Raw genomic sequence first — 24,807 nt, 5'->3', positions numbered from 1 at the left:
TAACACCCCTGGAGGCCAGGAACCAACTAGACGGGATTCAGGGTCGGGTCACGGTCCTCGACGACGAAGCTGGCCGCCGTCGACGCCGGGGCGTCCGGCTTGGTGACGAACGGCAGCACCCGGAAGTCGGCCTTCATCTCCTTGGCGCTGAACCGGGTACGCACGTAGCCGCGCCGGTTGCGGTGGAACTTCACGTGCGGGTTCTCGTCCAGCACGGCCTGGTTGGGGTCGTCGTTGCCGTCGCGGCCACTGGTGATCGACGTGGTGACCAGCTCGGTGCCGACCCCCTTGGAGTCCGGCTGCCCGTAGGTCCGCTTGACCTCGGCCGCCCAGTGGCGGTGGACGTCGCCGGTGAGCACGACGCCGTTGCGCACCGCCGACGAACCCATCGCCTCGGCGATGCGGTCCCGGTTGACCTTGTAGCCGTCCCAGGCGTCCATGTTGAAGCCCTCGGCGGCACCCGGCGTCAGGTCGATCTGGGAGAAGAACACCTGCTGGCCCAGTACGTCCCAGCGGGCGCGGGAGCGGTGGAAGCCGTCGACGAGCCAGCGTTCCTGCTCCTCGCCGGTGATCGAGCGGGTCGGCGTGAGCCGCTCCGCGCAGTTGGCCTTGACGCCGTCGCCGCACGCCTGGTTGTCGCGGTACTGCCGGGTGTCGAGCATGTGGAACGTCGCCAGCGCGCCCCAGCCGAGCCGCCGGTACAGGCGCATGTCCGCCCCGTGCGGCCGGGCCGTGCGGCGCAGCGGCATGTTCTCGTAGTACGCCTGGAACGCGGCCTTGCGCCGCTCCATGAACGCGGCGCCCGGGGTCTGCGAGGAGTCCTCGGGGATCTCGTCGGCCCAGTTGTTCTCGGTCTCGTGGTCGTCCCAGACGACCAGCCAGGGCGCGGTCGCGTGCGCGAGCTGCAGGTCCGGGTCGGTCTTGTACTGGGCGTGCCGCAGCCGGTAGTCGGCCAGCCGGATGGTCTCCGGGCCGACGACCTTGCGGACCTCGTTCGCGCCGGCGGCGTACTCGTACTGGTAGTCGCCCAGGTGCAGGATCAGGCCGGGCTCGTCCTCGGCCAGCCTGCGGTAGGCGGTGAAGTAGCCCTGGCCGTAGTGCGAGCAGGACGCGAAGCACATGGTCAGCTCGCCGAGCTGGTGCGGGGCGGGCGCGGTCCGGGTGCGGCCGACCGGGGAAATGTCGTCCCCGGTGCGGAAGCGGTAGAAGTACTCGGTGCCCGGGCGAAGGCCTGCCGCCTCGATGTGGACGCTGTGTGCCTCGCGGGGCGTGGCCCAGGTCTGGCCGCTGCGCACGACCTTGGTGAACCGCTCGTCGGTGGCGACCTGCCAGCGCACCGGGACGCCGCGCGCGGGCATGCCGCCCAGGCCGTCCTCGGCGAGCGGGTCGGTGGCGAGCCGGGTCCACAGGACCACACTGTCGGGGTACGGGTCGCCGGAGGCGACACCGAGGGTGAACGGGCTGCGGACCGGCTTGGCCAGCCCGGCGCCCCGCGCCGACTCTGCGCGGGCCAGGGTGCTGCCACCAGCGGCGATGGCAATCGCGCCGGCGCCGCCGAGCAGGACTGCGCGCCGGTTGAGATGACTTTCGGGCACGGTGAACTCCTCGTGGTGGGGTCGGGAGTTCGATCGCACTCCGGCGCTCGGAAACGAGACAACCTGATCGAGTGACGGCGGAGTGAACTTCTGGCTATCGCGTGTCCGGCAGGAGTTTCCCCGTCGGGATGTAGCGCTTCGCGCCCTCCTGGGCCAGCTGGACGCACACGTAACCCGGCTGCAGCCCGATGTCCGGCGCGACGATCGTGCCGTGGTCGCCCGCGTGCGTGCCCTCCAGCACGACCACGCGGTCGCCCAGCCGGAACTCCGGCTCGGATTCGGGCTCGCGCTCGGCACGCAGGTTCGCGACCTCGGAACGCAGCTCGGTGATCAGCTCCGTCTGCTGCCGTTGCCTGCGAAACGTGGCCCGCACCAGCATGGCCACCGCCACCAGGAACAGCACCAGCAGCAGGGCGCTGAACCACACCGCGGAGCCGAGCCAGTCGAACAGCTCGGCATCCGGCCGCTCATCGGTCGGTGGCGATGCCTGCACTCTCGGTAGCGTAACCCCGGTCACACTGTTTCGGCACGTCCCGCCGGGTGACGACCCTCCTTGCATCGCTGGCACTCGCGTGGCTAGAGTGCTAATTGCACGGCACCGCACACGCCCCGGCACCCGCGACGGCGGGGGTGGTAGGAGTCGTAAACCAAACAACCTGCCAACGCTTTCGACGACCCGTGGAGGTCAACCCGGTGAGCGTGAACATCAAACCGCTCGAGGACAAGATCGTTGTCCAGACGAGCGAGGCCGAGGAGACGACCGCTTCCGGCCTCGTCATTCCTGACACCGCGAAGGAGAAGCCCCAGGAGGGCAAGGTCCTGGCCGTCGGCCCGGGCCGGATCGACGACAAGGGCAACCGCGTCCCGGTGGACGTCAAGGAAGGCGACGTCGTCATCTACTCCAAGTACGGCGGCACCGAGGTCAAGTACAACGGTGAGGACTACCTGATCCTGTCCGCCCGCGACGTGCTGGCCGTCATCAACTGACGACCCGCTCCAGCGTGTAACGCCCCGGGCCCCGCTCATGCCGGGGTGCCGGGGCGTTTCGCTTGCTGAGCCTAGGAAGGTTATCCATGCCCAAGCAGATCAACTTCGACGAGGACGCTCGTCGGGCGCTGGAACGCGGGGTGAACAAGCTGGCCGACGCGGTGAAGGTCACCCTCGGCCCGCGTGGCCGCCACGTCGTGCTGGACAAGAAGTTCGGCGGCCCCACCATCACCCTCGACGGCGTGACCGTCGCCAGGGAGATCGAACTGGACGACCCGTTCGAGAACCTCGGCGCGCAGCTGGCCAAGAACGTCGCCACCAAGACCAACGACGTCGCCGGTGACGGCACGACGACCGCGACCGTGCTCGCCCAGTCGCTGGTGCGCGTGGGCCTGCGCAACGTGGCCGCCGGCGCCAACCCGACGGCCGTCGGCCGCGGCATCGAGGCCGCGGCGGAGAAGGTCGTCGAGGTGCTCAAGGCCAAGGCGACCCCGGTCAAGGGCCGCGACAACATCGCCCAGGTCGGCACCGTGACCTCGCGTGACGCCAACATCGGCGCGCTGCTCGGCGAGGCCGTCGAGCGGGTCGGTGAGGACGGCGTGATCACCGTGGAGGAGTCCTCCACGCTGGCCACCGAGCTGGAGATCACCGAGGGTGTCCAGTTCGACAAGGGCTTCATCTCGGCGCACTTCGCCACCAACCCGGAGGACCAGCGGGCGATCCTCGAGGACGCCTTCGTCCTGCTGCACCGGGAGAAGATCTCGTCGCTGGCCGACCTGCTGCCGCTGCTGGAGAAGGTCGTCGAGGCCAAGAAGCCGCTGCTGATCATCGCCGAGGACGTCGAGGGCGAGGCGCTGTCCACGCTCATCGTCAACTCGCTGCGCAAGACGATCACCGCGGTCGCGGTCAAGGCGCCGTTCTTCGGTGACCGGCGCAAGGCGTTCCTGGACGACCTCGGCGTCGTCACCGGTGCGCGGGTCATCTCGGCCGAGATCGGGCAGAAGCTGTCCGAGGTCGGCGTCGACGCGCTGGGCAAGGCCCGTCGCATCGAGGTCACCAAGGACACGACGACGATCGTCGACGGTGCCGGCACCAAGGCCGACATCGAGGCGCGGATCGCGCAGATCCGCAAGGAGATCACCACCACCGACTCCGACTGGGACCGGGAGAAGCTGCAGGAGCGGCTGGCCAAGCTCGGCGGCGGCGTCGCGGTGATCAAGGTCGGCGCGGCCACCGAGACCGAGCTGAACGAGCGCAAGCACCGCATCGAGGACGCGGTGGCCTCCACCAAGGCCGCCGTGGAGGAGGGCATCCTGCCCGGCGGTGGCTCGGCGCTGGTGCACGCGGTCAAGGAGCTGGGCGACCTCGGCCTGACCGGCGACGAGGCGACCGGTGTGGCGATCGTGCGCGACGCGCTGACCGCGCCGCTGTTCTGGATCGCCACCAACGCGGGCCACGAGGGTGCCGTCGTGGTGAACAAGGTGCAGGAGCAGGGCTGGGGGCAGGGCTTCAACGCCGCCACCGGTGAGCTGACCGACCTGATCGCCGCGGGCATCGTCGACCCGGTGAAGGTCACCCGCTCGGCGGTGGCCAACGCCGCGTCGATCGCCCGGCTGGTGCTGACCACGGAGAGCTCCGTGGTCGAGAAGCCGGAGGAGAAGGAGGCGGGCCAGGGGCACGGTCACGCCCACTGACCTCGCTCGAACGCCGGAACGGGGCGGTACCGCACACGCGGTGCCGCCCCGTTCTCGTGTTTTCTGCCCTTGCTTCGCTGCGGGCGCGGTCGGGCCCTTCAGTCGGCGTCTTCCCTCCTCGCCGTCGCTCGCTGCGCGAGCTTTGGGCTCGTCAGTCCAGACGCCGACGGCCCGACCGGTGCGGCTTTAGCGGGCTAAAGACGCGTCCCGGGAATGCGGGTCGGCGCCGTTGAGTGCCGCGACCACCTGGTCGTAGTCGCCGCGCGCCTCGCCGAAGCGGAGGAACTTCACCCGCTCGACGAGGACCTCCTCGGCTTCCGGGTCGGCTTCGAGCAAGGCGACGACTTCGTCGGCGAACTCGTCGAGCGGCATGGCGAAGTCGGAGGTCTCCTGGCCGGGAAGCAACGCGGTGCGGACCGACGGCGGGACCAGCTCGACCACCCGCACCCCGGTGTCCGCCAGCTGCAGGCGCAGTGTCTCGCTGAGCATGTGGATGGCGGCCTTGGTCGCGTTGTAGGTGGGCGTGACCCGCAGCGGGGCGTGTGCCAGGCCGGACGAGACGGTGACGATCGCGGCGTCCGGCCGCGTCCGCAGGTGCTCGATGAGTGCGGCGATCAGCCGGATCGGGCCGAGCAGGTTGGTGGTGACGACCTCTTCCGCGTCGGCGAGAAATCCCGAGGTGCGCCAGTCCTCGACGCGCATGATGCCTGCCATGGCGATCAGCACGTTCAGCTCTGGATGGCGGTCGAGGACCTCCCGGGTGGCCGCGGTGACCGAGACGGGATCGGCGGTATCGATGTACACAGTGGCCAGACCGTGCTCGGCGGACAGCTTCTCCAGCAGCCCGGTGCGCCGGCCGCCGACGACCACCGTGTTGCCCTTCGCCCGCAACCGCAGGGCGAGGGCGAGGCCGATCCCGGACGTGGCGCCGGGGATGAAGATCGTGTTACCCGTGATGTTCATGCCGCCAGCCTGTGCGCGACAGGGGAGGAACGGGAGAGACCTGGTGATCGGGGGACCGGCGGTCCCTGGTTGAGCGGCGCCGCGGGGCGCACCATGGACATCATGAACCGTGCCGCGCTCGCGGACTTCCTGCGCCGACGCCGGGAAGGACTGCGCCCGTCCGACGTCGGCCTGGTGCCGGGAGCACGCCGCCGTACCCCTGGTCTGCGCCGTGAGGAAGTGGCCGCGCTCACCGGTATGTCCGCCGACTACTACACCCGGATCGAGCAGCAACGCGGCCCGCAGCCGTCGGAGCAGATGCTGGCCGCGCTCGCACGGGCACTGCGGCTGACGGCTGACGAGCGTGACCACCTGTACCGGCTGGCGGGGCAGAACGTGCCGCGGCGCACGCCCGTGGACTCGCACGTGGCACCCGCCCTGCTGCGGGTCCTGGACCGGCTCGAGGACAGTCCGGCGCTGATCCTGTCGGCCCTCGGCGAGACGCTCGTGGCGAACCGGCTGGCGACAGCGATCTTCGGCGAGCATTCGCGGCTCACCGGCTGGGCGCGATACGACACGTACCGATGGTTCACCGACCCGGCGTCCCGCGCGATCTACCCGGCCGAGGATCACGAGCGTCAGGCGCGCAGCCTGGTCGCCTCGCTGCGTGTGGTGCACGGCGCGTCGGGACCGCGTTCCCGGGCGGGCGAACTGGTGCGAGTGCTGCTCGCGGAGTCGGACGAGTTCCGCGACCTGTGGGAACGGCACGAGGTGGCCCGCCGGTTCGCCGACCACAAGGTGCTGGTGCACCCCGAGGTGGGCCCGATCGAGGTGGACTGCCAGGCGTTGTTCACCGAGGACCAGTCCCAGGCGCTGCTGGTCCTCACTCCCGCTCCGGGCAGCCCGGCCGAGGACAAGATCCGCCTGCTCGCCGTGCTGGGCCCCCACGCGGCGGCTTTAGCCCGCTAAAGCCGCCCACGCTGGGTCAGGCGTTCAGGCCGCCGTCGACGGTGACCGCGCTGCCGGTGATGAACCGGCCCGCCGGGCCGGCGAGGTGGGCGACCGTGGCTGCGATGTCGTCGGCGTTCGCGTAGCGGCCCACGGCGCTGGCCGCGATCGAGGCCGCCGCCCGCTGTCCGTCCGCGGGGTTCATGTCGGTGTCGGTCGGGCCGGGCTGGACGACCACCGAGGTGATCCCGCGCGGGCCGAGGTCGCGGGCCAGCCCGCGGTTCAGTCCCAGCAGTGCCGCCTTGCTGGCCGCGTACCCGGCCAGCCCGGGCCGGTTCGCCCGCTCGGCCAGGTTCGAGCCGATGGAGATGATCCGGCCGCCCTCGCCCAGGTGCGGCAACGCGGCCCGCACCGCCGCGAACACCGCGCGGACGTGCACCGCGTACAGGTCGTCGAGGTCCTCGACACTGAACTCGTCGACCGGCCCGGCGCGGAAGATGCCCGCGTTGTTGACCAGGACGTCCAGCCTGCCCAGCGTGGCCGCCGCCTGGTCCACGGCGGCGGCCACCGCCGCGGTGTCGGCGCTGTCGGCCCTGATGGCCAGCGCCTTGCGGCCGTGTCCCTCGATCGCCGCGACCACCTCGGCCGCGCGGTCCTCGCGGCTGACGTAGGTCAGCGCGACGTCCGCCCCTTCGGCCGCGAGCCGGGTGGCGATGGCCGCCCCGATTCCCCTGCTGCCCCCGGTGACCAGCGCGACCCTGCCGTCCAGCGTGCCCATGTCAGTCCTTTCTTTAGTGATTGCTACATAAAAGGGCGACGTAGGATGTGGCGTCAAGAGTTTGTATATCGATCGCTACAAAAAGGTGGGCCATGTCACCACGGGGCAGGCCGCGCGCCTTCGACCGGGACGCGGCGCTGGACAGCGCCATGCGCGTGTTCTGGGAGCACGGCTACGACGGCACGTCACTGGCCGAGCTGACGGCGGCCATGGGGATCGCGCCACCGAGCCTGTACGCCGCGTTCGGCAGTAAGGAGGGCCTGTTCCGGGCGGCGCTGGAGCGGTACGGGCAGCTGCACGGGGGCTACCGCGCACTGCTGGACCGGGCTTCGGCGCGGGAGAGCATCGAGGCGATGCTGCGGGCGAAGGTCGACGAGTTCACCGAACCGGATCATCCGGCCGGGTGCCTGGTGGTGCTCGCGGCGACGACCTGCACCTCCGCCAATCGCGCCGTGTGGGACGAGCTGGCCGCGAGGCGGAAGCAGACCGCCGCGATGATCGCCGTCCGGCTGCGCCGGGGGAGTACCGACGGCGACGTCCCGCCCGGGACCGACTTCGACGCGCTCGCGCACTTCTACAACACCGTCCTGCACGGCCTGTCCGTGCAGGCCCGCGACGGTGCCGACCGCGCCACCCTGCACGGTGTCGTCGACCTGGCGATGGCGGCATGGCCCACCGAGGCGTCTTTAGCCCGCTAAAGCCGCCTCCCGGCACCGGACAGCACAGAGGGCGCCCCGCGGTGGGACGCCCTCTGTGGGTGACGGTCTCGAAAAGTTCAGCTCGCCGAGCCGGACAGGCTCAACGTCCGTTTGCTCGCCTTGATGATGTTCTCCCGCTCCGACTCCGACAGTCCGCCCCAGATGCCGTAGGGCTCGTGGACCGCCAGCGCGTGCCGCCTGCACATCTCCAGAACCGGACATGCCTGGCAGATCGCCTTGGCCTTCGCCTCCCGCCTCGCTCTTGCCGGACCCCTCTCCCCGTCGGGGTGGAAGAAGGACCCACTGTCCATCCCCCGGCACGACCCCTCCAGTTGCCAGTCCCACACATCGGCGTTGGGACCAGGGAGCCTGCGCGTGTCTGCCATATGACCGCCTCCGACTACCGGACTTTCGCAGTTCTCGCTACTCCATTCGGTGCAACGGCGGTAACGTTAGAAGCGCGCCAATACTTGTTCAAGAGATCCGGCCCAATTCAGCCGTTAGGCATCCCCCGGCTGTGTGAGGTGGCTCACCGCCTCCGGTTGCCGTCACCAGGGGTGGCCGGGATATTGGGTCGAGTGGGATCGGAGTCCGGCTCAGCTCCACCAGCCGACGCGCAGGCGCCGGCCGTATCACGGCATTCAGCCGACGGCGGTGAACCCACCCTCCCGGTCGCGTCCGTCGCCCGGCGGCTCGGCGTCGCCCCGTCCACGTTGCGCACCTGGGACCGCCGGTACGGCCTCGGACCCAGCAGGCACACCGACGGCAGGCACCGCCGCTACGGCCCGTCCGACATCGGCAGGCTCGAACTCATGCAGCAGGCGCTGCTGCGGGGCTGCTCCACGGCCGAGGCCGCCCGCTACGCGCTGGACCGCATGCCCAAACGCGACACCCCGCCCGTACCGGTGGACCGTTCGCGCAGGCAGGCAAGGCAGGCGCCGCCGCCACACACCTCCGTCCGGGTCGACACCCCGGACGGCGCGGTGCTGCTGCCCGCCGAGGAGGACCAGTCCGCCGGGCATTCCCGCCTCGCCCGCCGCCTCAGCACGGCCGCGCTGGCCATGGACTCCCGCGCGGTGCAGCGCATCCTCACCGAGACGATCGAGTCGGCCGGGGTGCTCACCGGCTGGGAGGAGGTCGTCGCGCCGGTCCTGTCCGCGCTCGGCACCCATCGCCGCGGCGGCGTCGTGCCCGCCGGGGGCGCCGAGGTCGAGCACCTGCTCGGCGAGGCCGTGCTGTCCGCCCTGATCCGCTCGACCCCGCCACCCGCCGAACCCCGCAACCACCGGCCGGTGCTGCTGGGCCAGGTGCCCGAGGAACGCGACGGCCTTCCGCTCTACGCCTTCGCCGCCGGCCTGGCCGAACGCGGCATCCACGCCCAGCTGTTCGGCAACCCGCTGCCACCCGACGTCCTCGCCGTGGCCGTGCGCCGCAGCTCGCCGGCGGCCGTCGTGCTGTGGGCACGCCGCCCCGGAGCCGACCCCCGGCTGTTCGCCAGGGTCTCCCGCGGCCGCCAGCGCGGGCGGCTGTTCGCCTGCGGCCCCGGCTGGGATCCGGCCGCCCTGCCGGCGAAGGTCGAGCTGCTCGGCGACCTGCGGGCGGCGGTGGACCGCGTGGAGTACGTCCTGCTCGGCGGCTCCCGGACAGAATGAGCGGGTGAGCGACGAGCAGCTGCGCCGCGCCGCCTTCGGCGACGACCCCGGTCACGACCCCGGCCTCGGCCGGCGTACGCCGAGGGCGCGCTGGCTCGCCGCGGTGGTCCTCGGCGCCCAGGGGCGGTACGCGGCCGCCGCGACGGCACTGCACGACCTGCTCCGCGACCCGGTGTTCGCCGCGCACGCCGCGGCCACCCTGGCCGCTCACCGCCGCCAGCTCGGCGGGCACGCCGCCGCACTCCGCTGGGACGCCCTCGCGCTCCGGCTCGCCGACGGCACCGAGGCCACCGACCCGGACGGCGCCGACGCCACCGGGGCGCGGTGCGACGCCCTGCTCGGCCTGGCCGCCGACAACCTGGGCGTCGGGAGGCTGACCGCGGCGAGACGCCTGCTCGACGCCGCCGCGGCGGCCGACGACCGCTGGCGTGCCCGGGTCCGCCACGGCTGGGTCACCGCCGAGGTCGCGCTGGCCTCCGGCGACGCGGCGGCGGCCGTCGGGCCCGCCGAGCGGGCGGTCGCCGAGGCGGCTGGCCGGGGCGCCGTCCGGCACCTGGTGAAGTCCCGGCTGGTCCTGGCGGCGGCACTGGCGGCGACGGGGGAAACCCGGAAAGCTCACGAGATGACCGTTGACGCGTACGGGGTAGCCGAAGAGCACGGTCTGCGGTCCCTGGAGTGGCCCGCCGCGCTCATCGCGGCCGACACCAGCCCCGGACACGCCGGACGGTATCGATCCAGAGCAGTGGCCACCTTGCACGCACTGTTACCACACGCGGACCCTGTGGGAAGGTGGCTGGCCAGCGAGTCGCCTTGGCTGCCGGTTTCCCGCCATACCGACATCTGGGCGAGGCTTTCTCAAAAAAAGCCACCGGATCGTGTCAAGGTCGGGCCTAAAGCGTCCGATAGGGGAAGTGGAATGTCACCCGGCTGCAGGAAGGAAACCCCGTGACGACGGTCTTGATCTGCGACGACCGACGCAGTGTCCGCGAAGGGCTCACCCGCGTGATGTCTGCTGTTCCAGGGGTCAGTCGCATCGACTGCGTAGCGCACGGTGACGAGTTGCTTGCCCGGTACTCCCGGCAGCCGGTCGACGTCGTGCTCGTCGGCACCCAGCGCGCGGTGCCGACCGGGGTGGAGGCGACCCGACGGTTGGTCTCCGCGAACCCCCAGGCGAACGTGATCGTGTTCGGCGCTCCCGACGACGCCGGCAGCATCGCGGCCGCCATCGCCGGCGGTGCCCGTGGCTACCTGCGCTGGGACGCCTCCCGGCCGGAGCTGGTCGCCGCGCTGGCGCACACGCTGGCCAGCACCTCGGTGCCGGCGCCGCGGCAGCCGTCCGACCCGGGCGTCCAGCTCACCGAGCGCTAGCTGCAGGTGCTGCGTGGGATGAGCCAGGGCAAGAGCAACGGTCAGATCGGGCGTGAGCTCTATCTCTCCGAGGACACGGTGAAGACCCACGCCCGCAGGCTGTTCCGCAAGCTCGGCGTGCGTGACCGCGCCCAGGCGGTGGCGCACGGCTTCCGCCGCGGTCTGGTTTCCTGAGCCCGTCCGGCGGCCGGGCGACTCGCCGTCAGGTCGCCGCTTCCCTTCCCCACCGGGTCTTTCCGAGCCTGACCTGCGCAAGCCTTGAATATTTCGCCCGAGTGGCCCAATCATGGCCACTCGGCGTATCCATCCGCCCGGAGCGTCGTTGATGCCGTTCAGGAGAGGTGGGAGGCTGCCGTTGGCGCGGTTCGCGTGGCGCGCCGTTGGCGACCGTGAGCGAACGCCCGCTGTGTCGGGCGGTACGGTGGGTATCACCGGCGTGAGGGATGTTCCAAGTCGCACGCCGTCATTTGTGCACACCTAGACGTAACACCGGGACTGTTGTCTGCGATGGCCACTGTGGGGGATGGACTGGACGAGCCAGTTGCCGCCGCTGTTGAGGGAGACCCCCAAGCGGTCGAGCGGCTGCTGGCCGCTATCCGTCCCCTTGTGGTGCGGTACTGCCGCGCCCGAGTAGGTAGACAAGAACGTTCGTTCGCTTCGGCAGACGATGTCGCGCAGGAGGTGTGTCTCGCGGTGCTCACGGCCCTGCCTTCGTACCGTGATCAAGGCCGCCCGTTCCTGGCCTTCGTCTACGGCATTGCCCAGCACAAGGTGGCCGACGCGCACCGCGCGGCGGCTCGCAACCGCGCCGAACCGGTCGCCGAGGTCCCCGACGAGGTCGAGGGCGGCGTCGGTCCCGAGCAGCGGGCGTTGCAGGGTGAGCTGAACGAGCGGATGGCCCAGTTGCTGCAGGTCCTGCCGGACAAGCAGCGCGAGATCGTCGTGCTGCGGGTGGTCGTGGGCCTGTCCGCCGAGGAGACAGCCGAAGCCGTGGGGTCGACACCGGGTGCGGTTCGGGTGGCGCAGCATCGTGCGCTGGCCCGGCTCCGCAAGGTTCTGGCCGCTGAGGAGGTGGTCTGAGTGACCGATCACGACAGCAGAAGCAGACGCGCGCAGGACGACAACGGCACACCGGACCTTTCCGCGGTCCAGGCCGACGACGCTCTGCTGGACGCCCTGGGCGGGCCCGACCCCAAGGTCGCGGACGCACTCGGTGACCACGAACTCAACGCACTGCTGCTGGCGTGGCGGCGTGACATCGACAGCGAGCCCATGGGCGAGCTGCTCGACACCCCGACCGCTGTCGCCACCGTGAAGACCGCCGCGCAGACCCACCGCAACGGTGGCCGCGCCCGCAAGCGCAGGCTCCTCGTCCCGGTGGCCGCCGCCGCTGCCGTGCTGGCCATCGCCTTCGCCGGCACCGGCATCGCGGCCCGCGACGCCCAGCCCGGCGACCCCCTCTGGGGCCTGACCAAGGTCCTCTACGCCGACCACGCCCGGTCCGTCCAGGCTGCCGCCACCGTGCGGCTCGACCTGGAGAAGGCCAACCTGGCGATCTCCGAGGGCAGGCTCGACGACGCCCGCCGCGCACTGGAGGAGGCCCAGCGAGCCCTGGAGGCCGCCGGTGCGTCGGAGGATTACCAGCAGCTCAAGGCCGAGCACAAGCACCTGACCGAGCTGCTGACGCCGCCCAGCCCCGGCGGCAACAACCCGCCGACCGGTCCGGGTACCGGCACCACGCTGAGCCCGACGCAGTCGCAGGGGCCGACCAGCTCGCCGGACCCGAGGACGACGACCACGTCCAGCCCGACGCCCCCGACCTCGTCGACGACCACCGCTCCCACCACGACGCCGTCGAACTCGTCGTCGGGTGGCGAGGAGACCAGCGGTGGCAGCAAGCAGCCTGCCGGTGTCGGCGAGACCCCCTGATCCGGACAGACGAAAGAGGCCCAGCCGGTCGGCTGGGCCTCTTTCGTCTGGACTCAGTAAGCGTTCTCGGTCGCGGTGACGCCGTCGGCGTAGCCGCGGCAGTAGTCCCAGCTGACGTAGTCGGCCGGGTTCGGGTCGTAGGCGGGCTCGTGCGGGCGCATCCGCCCGTCGGAGAGCAGCTGCTCGAGACTGGCCCTGAGCAGGTGCCAGTCGTGGTAGTGCGGCTCGTCACACTCGCCGCAGTCCACGACGATCCCGCGGACCCCCCGCGGCGCGAGCAACGCCTGGTAGACGGCGAGGTCGGAGAGGTCGGCGAGCAGCTCGGTGCGTTCCTCGGCGCTGATGGGCTCGCCGGGGTCGTCGTCGAAGCTGCCGATCTCCCTGGCCGGGTCGTCCGGGTCGTCGGCGAACGGATCTGGGGGCAACACGTCGTGCGGCACCCTGGCACGGTACCGGGCGGGCTCCGGCCACTGTCCAGATACCATCGTTTGAAGGGCCACCACCACTCGTTCACCCCGTTCAGGAAGGTCGCCAACCCGCTATGACCAGCGAGCTCTCCGCCGCCGTCCCCGACAAGTTCGCCATGCTCGGATTGACCTTCGACGACGTGCTCCTGCTGCCCGCCGAGTCGGACGTGGTGCCCAGCGCCGTGGATACCAGCACCCGCCTCTCGCGCAACGTCACGCTGCGGATCCCGCTGGTCTCCGCCGCCATGGACACGGTGACCGAGGCGCGGATGGCCATCGCCATGGCCCGGCTCGGCGGCATGGGCGTGCTGCAGCGCAACCTGCCCATCGAGGACCAGGCCACCGCCGTCGAGGTGGTCAAGCGGTCCGAGGCAGGCATGGTGACCGACCCGGTGACCTGCTCGCCCGAGGACACGCTGTCCGAGGTGGACGCGCTGTGTGCCCGCTACCGCATCTCCGGCGTGCCGGTCACCGACGCCGCCGGGACCCTGGTGGGCATCATCACCAACCGCGACATGCGCTTCGAGGTCGACCACAGCCGCCCGGTCAGCGAGGTGATGACCAAGGCGCCGCTGGTCACCGCCCAGGTCGGGGTCACCGCGGACGCCGCGTTGGGGCTGCTGCGCAGGCACAAGATCGAGAAGCTGCCGATCGTCGACGGTGCGGGCAAGCTGCGCGGCCTGATCACGGTCAAGGACTTCGTCAAGACCGAGCAGTACCCGAACGCCACCAAGGACCCCGACGGCCGCCTGCTGGTCGGCGCGGCGGTCGGCGTGGGCCCCGACGGTCACCAGCGCGCGATGGCGCTGGCCGACGCGGGCGTCGACGTGCTGATGGTCGACACCGCGCACGGCCACTCCCAGGCCGTGCTGGAAACGGTCTCCACCCTGAAGAAGGAGCTGGGGGACACCGTTGACGTGGTCGGCGGCAACGTCGCCACGCGCGCGGGTGCCCAGGCGCTGGTCGACGCCGGGGCCGACGGCGTCAAGGTCGGGGTCGGGCCGGGCTCGATCTGCACCACGCGGGTCGTCGCCGGTGTCGGTGTGCCGCAGATCTCGGCCATCTACGAGGCCGACCAGGCGTGCCGGCCCGCTGGTGTCCCGGTGATCGGCGACGGCGGCATCCAGTACTCCGGCGACATCGTCAAGGCCATCGCGTCCGGTGCGTCGACGGTCATGCTGGGCAGCCTGCTGGCCGGGACGGCCGAGTCGCCGGGTGAGCTGATCCTGGTCAACGGCAAGCAGTTCAAGACCTACCGCGGCATGGGGTCGCTGGCGGCCATGCAGTCGCGCGGGCAGGGCAAGTCCTACTCCAAGGACCGCTACGCGCAGGACGACGTGCTGTCCGAGGACAAGCTGGTCCCGGAGGGCATCGAGGGCCGCATCCCGTTCCGTGGTCCGCTGTCCACCGTGGTGCACCAGCTCGTCGGCGGGCTGCGGTCGGGTATGGGCTACGCGGGCGCGCAGACGGTCCCCGAGCTGCAGAAGGCGCAGCTGGTGCGGATCACCGCCGCCGGGCTGAAGGAGAGCCACCCGCACGACATCACCATGACGGTCGAGGCACCGAACTACACGACGCGCTAGCCCCCGCGCGCCGTCTTTAGCGGGCTAAAGACGGCGCGCGGTGGACCCGGGGGTGGGCGGCGAGGTCGCGGCGGCGAGAATGAGGCCGCAACGACGGTGGTGAGAAGGGACCTCACGTGCGCGACCTGGTCGAGATCGGCATGGGGCGTACCGCCAGGCGGGCGTACGACCTGGATGACATCGAGATCGTGCCCTCACGGCGCACACGCTCGTCGAAGGTGGTGTCGACTGCCTGGAAGATCGACGCCTACCAGTTCGACCTGCCGCTGGTGACGCACCCGACCGACGCGATCGTCTCGCCGGGCACCGCCGTCGCCGTCGGCGAGCTGGGCGGACTCGGCGTGCTCAACGCCGAGGGCCTGTGGGCGCGGCACTCGAACGTCGAAGAGGCGATGTTCCGTATCCTGCGCACGGCCGAGGACACCGACGACCCGGGCGCGCTGGTCCGCCTGCTGCAGGAGCTGCACTCCGCGCCCATCCGCGTCGACCTGCTCAAGGACGCCATCCGCACGGTGCGGGAGGCCGGGGTGACGGTCGCGGCGCGGGTCAGCCCGCAGCACGCCGCCGAGCTGACGCCGGACCTGCTCGCCGCCGGCGTCGAGATCCTCGTCGTGCAGGGCACGATGATCTCCGCGGAGCACGTCGCGCGCGACGACCACCCGCTCAACCTCAAGGACTTCATCGCCGACCTGGACGTCCCGGTGATCGCGGGCGGCGTCGCCGACTACCGCACCGCCATGCACCTGATGCGCACCGGTGCGGCGGGCGTCATCGTCGGCCACGGGTACACGCCGGGCGTGACCAGCACCGACCGCGTGCTCGGCATCGGCGTGCCGATGGCCACGGCCATCATCGACGCGGCTGCAGCCCGCCGCGACTACCTGGACGAGACCGGCGGCCGCTACGTGCACGTCCTCGCCGACGGCGGCATGAACGCCTCCGGCGACATCGCCAAGGCCATCGCCTGCGGCGCGGACGCGGTCATGCTCGGCGCGCCGCTGGCCGCCGCGGCCGAGGCGCCCGGCCAGGGCCTGTACTGGACGGCCGCCGCCGCGCACCCGTCGCTGCCCCGCTCGCGGGTCGCCGCCGGGCCGGAGTACGAGGTGGACCTGAAGACGCTGCTGTTCGGGCCGTCGTCGGACGCCGAGGGCGTGGTCAACCTGTTCGGCGCGCTGCGCAGGGCCATGGCCAAGACGGGGTACTCCGACCTCAAAGAGTTCCAGAAGGTCAACCTGACCATCCGACGATAACCCGCCAGTAACTTACTGGTAGTCAGGACGCGTGGCGCGGGTTACAGTTTTGGTGTGACTGCTCGTAACACCACCACTGAGCCGGACTACGACGTCATCGTGGTCGGATCGGGGTTCGGCGGCAGCGTCGCCGCGCTCCGGCTGACCGAGAAGGGCTACCGGGTCGCCGTCATCGAGGCCGGCCGCCGGTTCGCCGACGACGAGTTCGCCAAGACCTCGTGGGACCTGCGCCGCTACCTGTGGGCGCCGCAGGTCGGGTGCTTCGGCATCCAGCGCATTCACCTGCTCAACGACGTCATGGTGCTGGCCGGCGCGGGCGTCGGCGGTGGGTCGCTGGTGTACGCGAACACGCTGTACCGGCCGCTGAAGCCGTTCTACCGCGACCGGCAGTGGGCGCACATCACCGACTGGGAGTCCGAACTCGCGCCGCACTACGACCAGGCCAGCCGCATGCTCGGCGTGGTCACCAACCCGAGCGTCACGCCTGCCGACGAGGTGATGCGCAAGGTCGCGGCGGACATGGGTGTCACCGAGTCGTTCCACCCGACGCCCGTCGGCGTGTACTTCGGCGAGCCAGGCAAGCGGGTGGCCGACCCGTACTTCGGCGGCGCCGGGCCCGCGCGCACCGGCTGCACCGAGTGCGGTTCGTGCATGACCGGCTGCCGCGTCGGCGCGAAGAACACGCTGGTGAAGAACTACCTGTACCTGGCAGAACAGGGCGGCGCGAAGGTCATCCCGCTGACCACGGTGACCGGGCTGAGCGAGCGGCCGGACGGCACGTTCGCCGTCGACATCCGCAAGACCGGGACGACGTCGCGGCACTTCCGGCATACGCTGACCGCGTCGAAGGTGGTGCTGGCCGCGGGGACCTGGGGCACGCAGAACCTGCTGCACCGCATGCGCGACACCGGCGCGCTGCCCCGGCTCTCCCGCAGGCTCGGCGAGCTGACCAGGACCAACTCCGAGGCGATCATTGGCGCCGCGCGGTCGGCCGTCGACCCGGAACGCGACTTCAGCAGGGGAGTGGCGATCACGTCGTCCATCCATCCCGACGAGATCACCCACATCGAGCCGGTGCGTTACGGCAAGGGCAGCAACGCGATGAGCCTGCTGCAGACCATCGCCACCGACGGTTCGCTGCCGGTGCCGCGCTGGCGGCAGGCGGTGCGGTTCATGCTGCGGCACCCGATTCAGGCGGCGAAGCTGCTCAACGGTTACCGGTGGAGCGAGCGGACCGTGATCCTGCTGGTGATGCAGAGCCTGGACAACTCGATCACCACCTACACCCGGCGCGGGCTGTTCGGCCGCCGGAAGTACACCTCCAAGCAGGGGCACGGCGAGCCGAACCCGAGCTTCATCAAGGCGGGTCACGAGGCGAACCTGCGCACGGCCGAGCACATCGGCGGCACGGCGGGCGGCAGCTGGGGCGAGATCTTCGACATCCCGCTCACCGCGCACTTCATTGGTGGCGCACCCATCGGCACGGACACCGAGCACGGCGTGATCGACCCCTACCACCGGGTTTTCGGCCATCCCGGTCTGTCCATCGTGGACGGTACGGCGATCACCGCGAACCTGGGCGTGAACCCGTCGCTGACCATCACCGCGCAGGCCGAGCGGGCGTTCTCGTTCTGGCCGAACAAGGGCGAGGCCGACCCGCGGCCGGACCAGTCCCTGCCGTACCGGCGGCTGGATCCGGTCGCTCCGCGGCGGCCCGCGGTTCCGGCTTCGGCACCTGCCGCGCTGAGGCTCGACCTGGCACAGTGAGGGCGTGGCTTTCGCGTCGAGTGGTGACACCGCTGCCAAGCAGGAATCGTTCGTCGAACTGGCCGACGGCGTCTACGCGCTGACCGCCGAGGGCGACCCCAACGTCGGGGCCGTCGAGGCGGAGGACTTCCTGGTCTGCTTCGAGGCCAGGGCCACCCCGGTGGCGGCGCGGCGCTGGCTGGACCGGTTACGCGAGCGGACGTCGAAACCCGTGCGCTACCTGGTGTTGTCGCACTACCACGCGGTGCGGGTGCTGGGGGCCAGCGCGTTCGGCGCGCAGGAGGTCATCACGCACAGCGCGACCGCTGAGCTGATCGAGGAGCGTGGCGAGGCCGACTGGCTGTCCGAGTACGGCCGGATGCCGCGGCTGTTCGAGGAACCGGACTCGATCCCCGGGCTGACCCGGCCGACCCTGACGTTCACCGACCGGCTGACCATTCCGCTGGGCGGTGACCGGGGAGAGCTGGTGCTGGCGCACTGCGGGCGTGGCCACACCAGCGGTGACCTGGTGGCCTGGCTGCCGCGGCAGCGGGTGCTGTTCGCCGGTGACCTGGTGGAGGCCCAGGCCGCGCTGTACACCGGCGACGCGCACCACGACGAGTGGGCGACCACCACGCTGGACGCCGTCGCCGCCTTCGGCGCCGAGGCTTTGGTGGGCGGGCGGGGCGACGTCGCCCGCGGCAGGGATGCCGTCGGCGCGGCCATCGCGCAGACCCGGCACTTCCTGGACGGACTGCGGTCGGCCGTCGCGGGCGTGCACGGCGCCGGTGGTTCGGTCGCCGAGGCGTTCCGGGCGGCACACGCGCGGCTGGAACCGGAGTACGGGCGGTGGCCGATCTTCGAGCACTGCCTGCCCTTCGACGTGCAGCGGTACTGGGACGAACTGGACGGCGTCGACACGCCCCGGGTGTGGACCGCGGAGCGGGACCGGCAGGTGTGGGCGGAGTTGCGGGGTGAGTGATCGCCCCGTCGTCGTGGTCGGCGCCGGGCCGGTCGGGATGGCGGCGGCGTTGTTCCTGGCACGGCACGGGGTTGCGTCGGTCGTGCTGGAGGCCGCCGCACGGCGGGAGACGGTCGGCAGCCGGTCCATCTGCGTGCAACGTGACGTGCTGGACCTGCTGGAGCGGATCGGCGTCGGTGCCCGGCTGGCTCGGGCGGGCGTGACGTGGACGACCGGGCGGATCTTCTACCGCGAGCACGAGGTGGTGACGATGCGGCTGCCCGCGAGCGAGCCGGGGGCGTTCCCGCCGTTCGTCAACATCGGGCAGACCGAGGTCGAGCGTGAGCTGGAGGCCCGGGTACGTGCCGAGCCGCTGGTGGACCTGCGGTACGGGCAGCGGGTCGTCTGCCTGGAGCAGGACGGTTCCGGGGTGCGGGTGGAGACTCCCGGTGGGGTGGTGGCGGGCAGCCACTGCGTCGCTGCCGACGGGCACCGGTCGGCGGTGCGCGGGCTGCTCGGGCTGGAGTTCGCCGGGCGGTCGTTCGGCGACCGGTTCCTGATCAGCGACATCCGCGCCGACCTGGGGTTCGACGTGCCGGAGCGGCGGTTCTACTTCGACCCGCCGTGGAACCCGGGGCGGCAGGTGCTGCTGCATCCGCAGCCGGACTCGGTGTGGCGCATCGACTGGCAGGTGGCCGACGACGTCACGCTGGACCTGGACGCGATGGTGCGCAGGATCGTGCCGGGGCCGTACGAGGCGGTGTGGTCGTCGGTGTACCGGTTCCACCAGCGGCTGGCGGAGCGGTTCGTCGTCGGCAGGACGCTGCTGGCGGGCGACGCGGCACACGTGATGAGCCCGTTCGGGGCGCGCGGGATGAACTCCGGGCTGTTCGACGCGGAGAACGCGGCGTGGAAGATCGCGCTGGACCGGTGTGGCCGTGGCGGTCCCGGGCTGCTGGAGTCCTACGACGCCGAGCGGCGGGCGGCGGCCGTGGAGAACCTGCGTGTCACCGGGCGGACGATGCGGTTCCTGGTGCCGGCCACCGACGAGGAGCACGCTCACCGGCGGTCGGTGCTCGAACGGGCCGTCCGCGACGAGTCGGTCCGCGACCGGATCGACTCGGGCAGGCTGAGCGAGCCGTTCTGGTACGTCGACTCCCCGCTGACGACGGTGGCCGGTCCGCTGGACGACTTCCCCCGCGAGGCCGGCGCGGTGCGGCCGCCGGTGCCGGGCGTGTTGTGCCCGGACGCGGCGCTGCCGGACGGCACGCGGTTGCGTTCCCGCTTCGGCCCGTCGTTCACGCTGCTCACCGCGTCCGAGTCGGCGGTGCCGGGGATGTCCGTGCTGCGCCCGCCGGGGACGCTGGCGGCCGCCCTCGGCATCGGCGCCGAGGGCGCGGCGCTGGTCCGCCCCGACGGCTACCTGGCCGCGGTGTTCCCGTCCGCGCCGTCCCCGGCGGCCCTCACCGCCGCCGCCCGCCGCGCCAGCGGTTACGTCCCAAGCACGTGAAGGCCACCTTCATTACGTCTCGCGTGGTGAAGGTGGCCTTCACGAGCCCTGTGACGACACCCGCTCACCGGGCCGGCAGCACGGTCGTGCGCACGGCTGTGAAGTCGGCCATGGCCGAGCGGACCCCCTCGCGGCCCACCCCGGAGTCCTTCACCCCGCCGTAGGGCATGGCGTCGGCCCGGTAGGACGGGACGTCGCCGATGATCACGCCGCCCACCTCCAGTTCCTCCGACGCCCGCATCGCCAGCGGCAGGTCGCGGGTGAACACCCCCGCCTGCAGGCCGTAGCGGGAGTCGTTGACCGCCGCGAAGGCCTCGTCCGCGGAGTCGGCCACCGACACCGCCAGCACCGGCCCGAACACCTCCTCGGCCCAGACCTTCGCCGTCGGCGGGACGTCGGCCAGCAGCGTCGGCTCGACGGTGGTGCCCGACCGGGACCCGCCACACAGCACCCGCGCGCCCGCCGACACCGCCTCCTCGATCCAGGCGACGATCCGCTCCGCGGCCGCCTCGTCCACGACCGGCCCGACCGTCACCGTGTCGTCGTACGGATCGCCCGTTCGCAGCTCCCGCATCGCCTGCTCCAGCAGTGGCAGGAACCGCGACGCGACCGCACGCTCGACGATCACCCGCTGCACCGCGATGCACGACTGCCCGCCCTGGTAGGTCCCGAACGTGGCGATCCGCCGCGCGGCCCCGGCCAGGTCCGGCCAGTCGGCCAGCACGACCGCGGCCGCGTTGCCGCCCAGTTCCAGCACGACCTGCTTGCGTGGCACCGACTCCGCGATCGACCAGCCGACCGGCACCGACCCGGTGAACGACACGACCGGCAGCCGGGGGTCGGCCACCAGTGCCGAGGTGGCCTCGTTGCCCAGCGGCAGCACCGAGAACGAGCCGTCCGGCAGGTCGGTCTCGGCCAGGATCTCGCCGAGCACCAGCGCGGACAACGGCGTCCGGGGCGCGGGCTTGACGACGATCGGCGCGCCGACCGCCAGCGCCGGTGCGACCTTGTGCGCCACCAGGTTCAGCGGGAAGTTGAACGGCGCGATGCCCAGCACCGGCCCGTGCGGCACCCGCCGCACCATCGCCATCCGGCCCTCGCCCGCCTCGGTGGAGTCCAGCCGCCGCAGCTCGCCGTCGAACCGCACGGCCTCCTCTGCCGCGATCCGGAACACCGACACCGCGCGTTCCACCTCGACCGCCGACCAGGCCAGCGGCTTGCCGCTCTCCGCGGTGATGATCTCGGCCACTTCCTCGGCCCGCTCGGCCAGCGCCCGCGACACGTGGTCCAGCACGGCCGCGTGCTGGTGTGCCGGCCGCCGCCGGAACTCGCGCGCGACCGCCGCCGCGGTCGCCACGGCCCGTTCCACCTGCTCCGGCCCGGGCACGGCGACGGTGGCCACCTCGCTGCCGTCGTAGGGGTGGTGCACCACGAGCGTGTCGGTGCCCTGCTCGGGAAGACCGGCGACCCAGGCCGGCCGCGGCCGCGGGGTGAAGGAGTCCATACCCGCACCGTAGACGTCGTTGTTCACCTGCGACGATGGTGTCGTCGCAGGTGTACCCAGGAGGTTGGTTCGGTGGCTCGACCGGTGCTCGTCGTGGATTTCGGGGCGCAGTACGCGCAGCTGATCGCCCGCCGCGTTCGGGAGGCCCAGGTGTACTCGGAGGTCGTGCCGCACGACACCCCGGTCGCCGACCTGATGGCCAAGGACCCCGCGGCGATCATCCTGTCCGGCGGCCCGTCCAGCGTCTACGCCGAGGGCGCCCCGGGCATGGATCCCGCCCTGGTCGACACGGGCGTGCCGATCTTCGGCATCTGCTACGGCCACCAGCTGCTGGTGCAGGCGCTCGGCGGCACGGTCGAGCACACCGGCTCCCGTGAGTACGGCCGCACCGAGGTCACCGTCACCGACGACGCCGGGGTGCTGCACAACGAGCTGCCGCGCAGGCACCCGGCCTGGATGAGCCACGGCGACAGCGTCACCAAGGCCCCCGAGGGCGCCACGGTCACCGCCACGTCCGAGGGTGCGCCGGTCGCCGCGTTCGAGGACACCGGGCGCCGCTTCGCCGGGGTCCAGTACCACCCCGAGGTCGGGCATTCGCCGCACGGTCAGGAGGTGCTGCGCCGCTTCCTGCACGACATCGCCGGTATCCGTCCACAGTGGACCACGTCGTCCATTGTGGAGGAGCAGGTCGCGGCGATCCGGCGGCAGGTGGGCGACGGCCGCGCGATCTGCGGCCTGTCCGGCGGGGTCGACTCCGCCGTGGCCGCCGCGCTGGTGCAGCGCGCCATCGGTGACCGGCTGACCTGCGTGTTCGTCGACCACGGGCTGCTGCGTGCCGGTGAGCGTTCCCAGGTCGAGCGGGACTTCGTCGCCGCGACCGGGGTGAACCTGGTCACCGTCGACGCCCGCGAGCGGTTCCTCTCGGCACTGGCCGGGGTCACCGACCCCGAGCAGAAGCGCAAGATCATCGGCCGGGAGTTCATCCGCGTCTTCGAGCAGGCCGAACGCGACCTGAAGGCCCAGGGCGACTACCGCTTCCTGGTCCAGGGCACGCTCTACCCCGACGTCGTCGAGTCCGGCGGCGGCGCGGGCACCGCGAACATCAAGAGCCACCACAACGTCGGCGGGCTGCCCGAGGACCTGCAGTTCGAGCTGGTCGAGCCGCTGCGGCTGCTGTTCAAGGACGAGGTCCGCCGGGTCGGCCTGGAACTCGGCCTGCCGGAGACCATCGTGCACCGCCAGCCGTTCCCGGGCCCCGGCCTGGGCATCCGCATCATCGGCGCGGTCGACGCCGCCAGGCTGGAGACCCTGCGTGCCGCCGACGCGATCGCCCGCGAGGAACTGACCGCCGCCGGGCTGGACCGCGACATCTGGCAGTGCCCGGTGGTGCTGCTCGCCGACGTCCGCAGCGTCGGCGTGCAGGGCGACGGCCGCACCTACGGTCACCCGGTGGTGCTGCGCCCGGTGTCAAGTGAGGACGCGATGACCGCGGACTGGACCCGGCTGCCCTACGACGTGCTGGAGCGGATCTCCACCCGCATCACCAACGAGGTGCCGGAGGTCAACCGGGTCGTCCTGGACGTGACCAGCAAGCCCCCGGGCACCATCGAGTGGGAGTGACCCCCGGACGCCGTCCTTAGCGCGCTAAAGACGCTTCCCGCGGACGGACGCGACCAGCATCAGGACCCCGACCAGGACCGCGCCGACGGCGAGGATCCAGCGCAGGTCGAGCCCGCCGAACCAGCTCCCGCCGGACAGCACGAACCCGGCCACGCCCAGGGTCACGATCCCGCCGACCAGGCTCACGCCGTCGAACCTGCGGATTTCGTTGTCAGCCACGTCGCACCTGCACACTTCCCGCCGAACTGGACACATCCACGGTGATGACCGGGCCGCCGGGCTCACCGGCGTCGAACCCGGTCACCGGGTCGTTGCCGACGCCCGAGGTCTCCCTGCCGAGGCACTCGACGTCGCCCACCTTGCTCTCGCAGGTGAACGTCACGTCGGCGGTGGCGGGCACGATCACCGTGTTGGACCCGGCACCGGAGTGGACCCGGGTGCTGACGACGGCATCCGCCGGCAGCGCGGTCAGGTCGACGTCGATGTCGCCGAAGGCGTGCTCGTACACCGGCCGCACCTCGGCGGCGGTCAGCGGCCGGGCGTCCAGGTTGCCGACGCCACCGGGGATCTCGTGGAACGGGATGGCGGTGAGCGCCACACCGGCGATCGACAGCGGGATCGCCCAGCCGACCAGGCCGCGCGCCCCACCGGAGAACGCCCCGGCGACCAGGCCGACGCCCAGCACGCCCAGCGTCACGCCGATGATGTGCGGCGCGGTGAACCAGCCGCCCAGGGTGATGCCCAGCACCGTCAGCACACCGGCGATGGTGACCGCGACGGCCACGGTCGCCGCGGTGACCTTCGACCGCTGCCGCCGCACGACCGGCGGCTCCGGCTGCGGGCTCGGTACCGGCGGCGGCTGGGCCGGGTCGGGCAGGTCCCAGGCGAAGGGAGCGGCGCCCAGCGGGTCCCAGGCCCCCGGCGCGTCCTTGGCAGTGGTCACGGTGGTCCCCTCGTCGGAGTCGGAAAGGGAGAAGGCGGCGGGGCCGCGCTCGACGGCCGGGGAGACCGGCCGGTTGAGGTGCCCGCGCCCGCGATGCAGCAGATACAGCCCCAGCAACAGCAGGCCGAGGCCGAGGAACGAGCCGCCGTCGAACCCGATTCCGCCGAACGTGCCGGTCACCAGCGGGATCAGAGCCAGCCCGAGCACCACCGTGAAGGCCTTCGACGTCGAGCTGCGGCCGCGCCCGAACAACGCCTCGACGGGGGACACCTCGTCGTGCTCGTCGGGGAACAGCAGCCAGGCCAGGACGTACACCAGCAGGCCGACGCCGCCGAACACCGTCGCGGCCACCAGGGCCACTCGCACGACGACCGGGTCGATGCCGTAGCGCCGGCCGATCCCGGCGGCGATGCCTGCCAGTTTGCGGCCCCGCTTGACCCGGCGGGGACGGCTCGCCCAGAAGTCGGTGACCGTGTCCTCGACCGCGGCCAGACCCCCGCGACGCTTGGAAGCGTCCGTCGCTGCACCACTCATGGTGACCAGCATCCGTCACGAGCGGGCAGGTGACATCCGGGAACACCCCTGAACTTGCCGACGTTGATCAGGGGTTTCCCCGATGGATCGGCGGCCCC

General features: G+C 71.7%; 23 protein-coding genes and 1 pseudogene. 15 read left to right on the top strand and 9 right to left on the bottom strand.

Features of this window, described 5'->3' with window-relative positions:
- Window positions 1–26: 26 nt before the first annotated feature.
- The gene (locus EWH70_RS08605) at window positions 27–1,595 is read right to left on the bottom strand and encodes an alkaline phosphatase D family protein (protein WP_130474770.1); all 1,569 of its coding nucleotides are present in this window, start codon (window positions 1,593–1,595) and stop codon (window positions 27–29) included.
- A gap of 94 nt (window positions 1,596–1,689) precedes the next feature.
- Window positions 1,690–2,088 (bottom strand): KOW domain-containing RNA-binding protein, encoded by a 399-nt coding sequence (locus EWH70_RS08600; RefSeq protein WP_130474769.1) that lies wholly within the window; start codon window positions 2,086–2,088, stop codon window positions 1,690–1,692.
- A gap of 200 nt (window positions 2,089–2,288) precedes the next feature.
- Here EWH70_RS08600 and groES point away from each other — a divergent pair, with 200 nt between their 5' ends.
- Together groES and groL are read left to right on the top strand one after the other, a co-directional pair.
- Window positions 2,289–2,582, top strand: coding sequence for a co-chaperone GroES (gene groES, locus EWH70_RS08595; protein WP_026360373.1), 294 nt, complete (start codon window positions 2,289–2,291; stop codon window positions 2,580–2,582).
- 86 nt (window positions 2,583–2,668) lie between these two features.
- The gene (groL, locus tag EWH70_RS08590; protein WP_130474768.1) at window positions 2,669–4,276 is read left to right on the top strand and encodes a chaperonin GroEL; all 1,608 of its coding nucleotides are present in this window, start codon (window positions 2,669–2,671) and stop codon (window positions 4,274–4,276) included.
- Between the two features lie 186 nt (window positions 4,277–4,462).
- On the opposite strand, the gene EWH70_RS08585 is transcribed toward groL, so the two are convergent.
- Window positions 4,463–5,239, bottom strand: coding sequence for an SDR family oxidoreductase (locus tag EWH70_RS08585; protein ID WP_130474767.1), 777 nt, complete (start codon window positions 5,237–5,239; stop codon window positions 4,463–4,465).
- A 102-nt stretch (window positions 5,240–5,341) separates the two neighbouring features.
- Here EWH70_RS08585 and EWH70_RS08580 point away from each other — a divergent pair, with 102 nt between their 5' ends.
- Window positions 5,342–6,187, top strand: coding sequence for a helix-turn-helix transcriptional regulator (locus EWH70_RS08580; protein ID WP_130474766.1), 846 nt, complete (start codon window positions 5,342–5,344; stop codon window positions 6,185–6,187).
- Window positions 6,188–6,203: 16 nt separating this feature from the next.
- On the opposite strand, the gene EWH70_RS08575 is transcribed toward EWH70_RS08580, so the two are convergent.
- Window positions 6,204–6,944: an SDR family NAD(P)-dependent oxidoreductase gene (locus EWH70_RS08575; protein WP_130474765.1), complete on the bottom strand. Its 741-nt coding sequence runs from the start codon at window positions 6,942–6,944 to the stop codon at window positions 6,204–6,206.
- A gap of 92 nt (window positions 6,945–7,036) precedes the next feature.
- Between EWH70_RS08575 and EWH70_RS08570 the strand changes: the two genes are divergently transcribed.
- Window positions 7,037–7,642, top strand: coding sequence for a TetR/AcrR family transcriptional regulator (locus tag EWH70_RS08570; protein WP_130474764.1), 606 nt, complete (start codon window positions 7,037–7,039; stop codon window positions 7,640–7,642).
- A gap of 77 nt (window positions 7,643–7,719) precedes the next feature.
- Here EWH70_RS08570 and EWH70_RS08565 read toward each other — a convergent pair whose 3' ends face one another.
- Window positions 7,720–8,028 carry a WhiB family transcriptional regulator gene (locus tag EWH70_RS08565; RefSeq protein ID WP_130474763.1) on the bottom strand — a complete coding sequence of 103 codons (309 nt, stop codon included), beginning with the start codon at window positions 8,026–8,028 and terminating at the stop codon, window positions 7,720–7,722.
- A gap of 327 nt (window positions 8,029–8,355) precedes the next feature.
- On the opposite strand from EWH70_RS08565, the gene EWH70_RS08560 reads away from it, so the two are divergent.
- From EWH70_RS08560 to EWH70_RS08540, 5 genes and pseudogenes are all read left to right on the top strand, one after another.
- Window positions 8,356–9,294, top strand: coding sequence for a MerR family transcriptional regulator (locus tag EWH70_RS08560; protein ID WP_240686911.1), 939 nt, complete (start codon window positions 8,356–8,358; stop codon window positions 9,292–9,294).
- Between the two features lie 4 nt (window positions 9,295–9,298).
- Window positions 9,299–10,243 carry a hypothetical protein gene (locus EWH70_RS08555; RefSeq protein ID WP_240686880.1) on the top strand — a complete coding sequence of 315 codons (945 nt, stop codon included), beginning with the start codon at window positions 9,299–9,301 and terminating at the stop codon, window positions 10,241–10,243.
- Window positions 10,240–10,836: pseudogene (locus tag EWH70_RS08550) on the top strand (response regulator transcription factor). Before EWH70_RS08555 ends, EWH70_RS08550 begins: the two are co-directional and overlap by 4 nt.
- 333 nt (window positions 10,837–11,169) lie before the next feature.
- Window positions 11,170–11,742 carry a sigma-70 family RNA polymerase sigma factor gene (locus EWH70_RS08545; protein ID WP_130474761.1) on the top strand — a complete coding sequence of 191 codons (573 nt, stop codon included), beginning with the start codon at window positions 11,170–11,172 and terminating at the stop codon, window positions 11,740–11,742.
- On the top strand, window positions 11,743–12,591 hold the full coding sequence (locus tag EWH70_RS08540; RefSeq protein WP_130474760.1) for an anti-sigma-D factor RsdA: 849 nt from the start codon (window positions 11,743–11,745) through the stop codon (window positions 12,589–12,591).
- A gap of 53 nt (window positions 12,592–12,644) precedes the next feature.
- Here EWH70_RS08540 and EWH70_RS08535 read toward each other — a convergent pair whose 3' ends face one another.
- Window positions 12,645–13,076 carry a DUF5319 domain-containing protein gene (locus EWH70_RS08535; RefSeq protein WP_130474759.1) on the bottom strand — a complete coding sequence of 144 codons (432 nt, stop codon included), beginning with the start codon at window positions 13,074–13,076 and terminating at the stop codon, window positions 12,645–12,647.
- Window positions 13,077–13,132: 56 nt separating this feature from the next.
- Here EWH70_RS08535 and guaB point away from each other — a divergent pair, with 56 nt between their 5' ends.
- From guaB to EWH70_RS08510, 5 genes are all read left to right on the top strand, one after another.
- Window positions 13,133–14,641 carry an IMP dehydrogenase gene (gene guaB, locus EWH70_RS08530; protein WP_130474758.1) on the top strand — a complete coding sequence of 503 codons (1,509 nt, stop codon included), beginning with the start codon at window positions 13,133–13,135 and terminating at the stop codon, window positions 14,639–14,641.
- 116 nt (window positions 14,642–14,757) lie between these two features.
- Window positions 14,758–15,891, top strand: coding sequence for a GuaB3 family IMP dehydrogenase-related protein (locus EWH70_RS08525; RefSeq protein WP_130474757.1), 1,134 nt, complete (start codon window positions 14,758–14,760; stop codon window positions 15,889–15,891).
- 54 nt (window positions 15,892–15,945) lie between these two features.
- Window positions 15,946–17,658, top strand: coding sequence for an FAD-dependent oxidoreductase (locus EWH70_RS08520; RefSeq protein WP_130474756.1), 1,713 nt, complete (start codon window positions 15,946–15,948; stop codon window positions 17,656–17,658).
- A 4-nt stretch (window positions 17,659–17,662) separates the two neighbouring features.
- Window positions 17,663–18,619, top strand: coding sequence for an MBL fold metallo-hydrolase (locus EWH70_RS36115; protein WP_130474755.1), 957 nt, complete (start codon window positions 17,663–17,665; stop codon window positions 18,617–18,619).
- On the top strand, window positions 18,612–20,108 hold the full coding sequence (locus EWH70_RS08510; RefSeq protein WP_240686879.1) for an FAD-dependent monooxygenase: 1,497 nt from the start codon (window positions 18,612–18,614) through the stop codon (window positions 20,106–20,108). Before EWH70_RS36115 ends, EWH70_RS08510 begins: the two co-directional genes overlap by 8 nt.
- A gap of 64 nt (window positions 20,109–20,172) precedes the next feature.
- Here the strand turns inward: EWH70_RS08510 and EWH70_RS08505 are convergent, their stop codons facing one another.
- Window positions 20,173–21,612 carry an aldehyde dehydrogenase family protein gene (locus EWH70_RS08505; RefSeq protein ID WP_130475147.1) on the bottom strand — a complete coding sequence of 480 codons (1,440 nt, stop codon included), beginning with the start codon at window positions 21,610–21,612 and terminating at the stop codon, window positions 20,173–20,175.
- Between the two features lie 72 nt (window positions 21,613–21,684).
- Between EWH70_RS08505 and guaA the strand changes: the two genes are divergently transcribed.
- The gene (gene guaA / locus EWH70_RS08500) at window positions 21,685–23,232 is read left to right on the top strand and encodes a glutamine-hydrolyzing GMP synthase (protein WP_130474753.1); all 1,548 of its coding nucleotides are present in this window, start codon (window positions 21,685–21,687) and stop codon (window positions 23,230–23,232) included.
- A gap of 24 nt (window positions 23,233–23,256) precedes the next feature.
- On the opposite strand, the gene EWH70_RS08495 is transcribed toward guaA, so the two are convergent.
- Window positions 23,257–23,451 carry a hypothetical protein gene (locus tag EWH70_RS08495; RefSeq protein WP_130474752.1) on the bottom strand — a complete coding sequence of 65 codons (195 nt, stop codon included), beginning with the start codon at window positions 23,449–23,451 and terminating at the stop codon, window positions 23,257–23,259.
- Window positions 23,444–24,709, bottom strand: coding sequence for a PspC domain-containing protein (locus tag EWH70_RS08490; RefSeq protein ID WP_130474751.1), 1,266 nt, complete (start codon window positions 24,707–24,709; stop codon window positions 23,444–23,446). Before EWH70_RS08490 ends, EWH70_RS08495 begins: the two co-directional genes overlap by 8 nt.
- Window positions 24,710–24,807 lie beyond the last annotated feature (98 nt).

The sequence above is a fragment of the Amycolatopsis suaedae genome (assembly GCF_004214935.1).
Lineage (GTDB): Bacteria > Actinomycetota > Actinomycetes > Mycobacteriales > Pseudonocardiaceae > Amycolatopsis > Amycolatopsis suaedae.
This window is presented reverse-complemented; position numbering and strand designations above follow the sequence as displayed.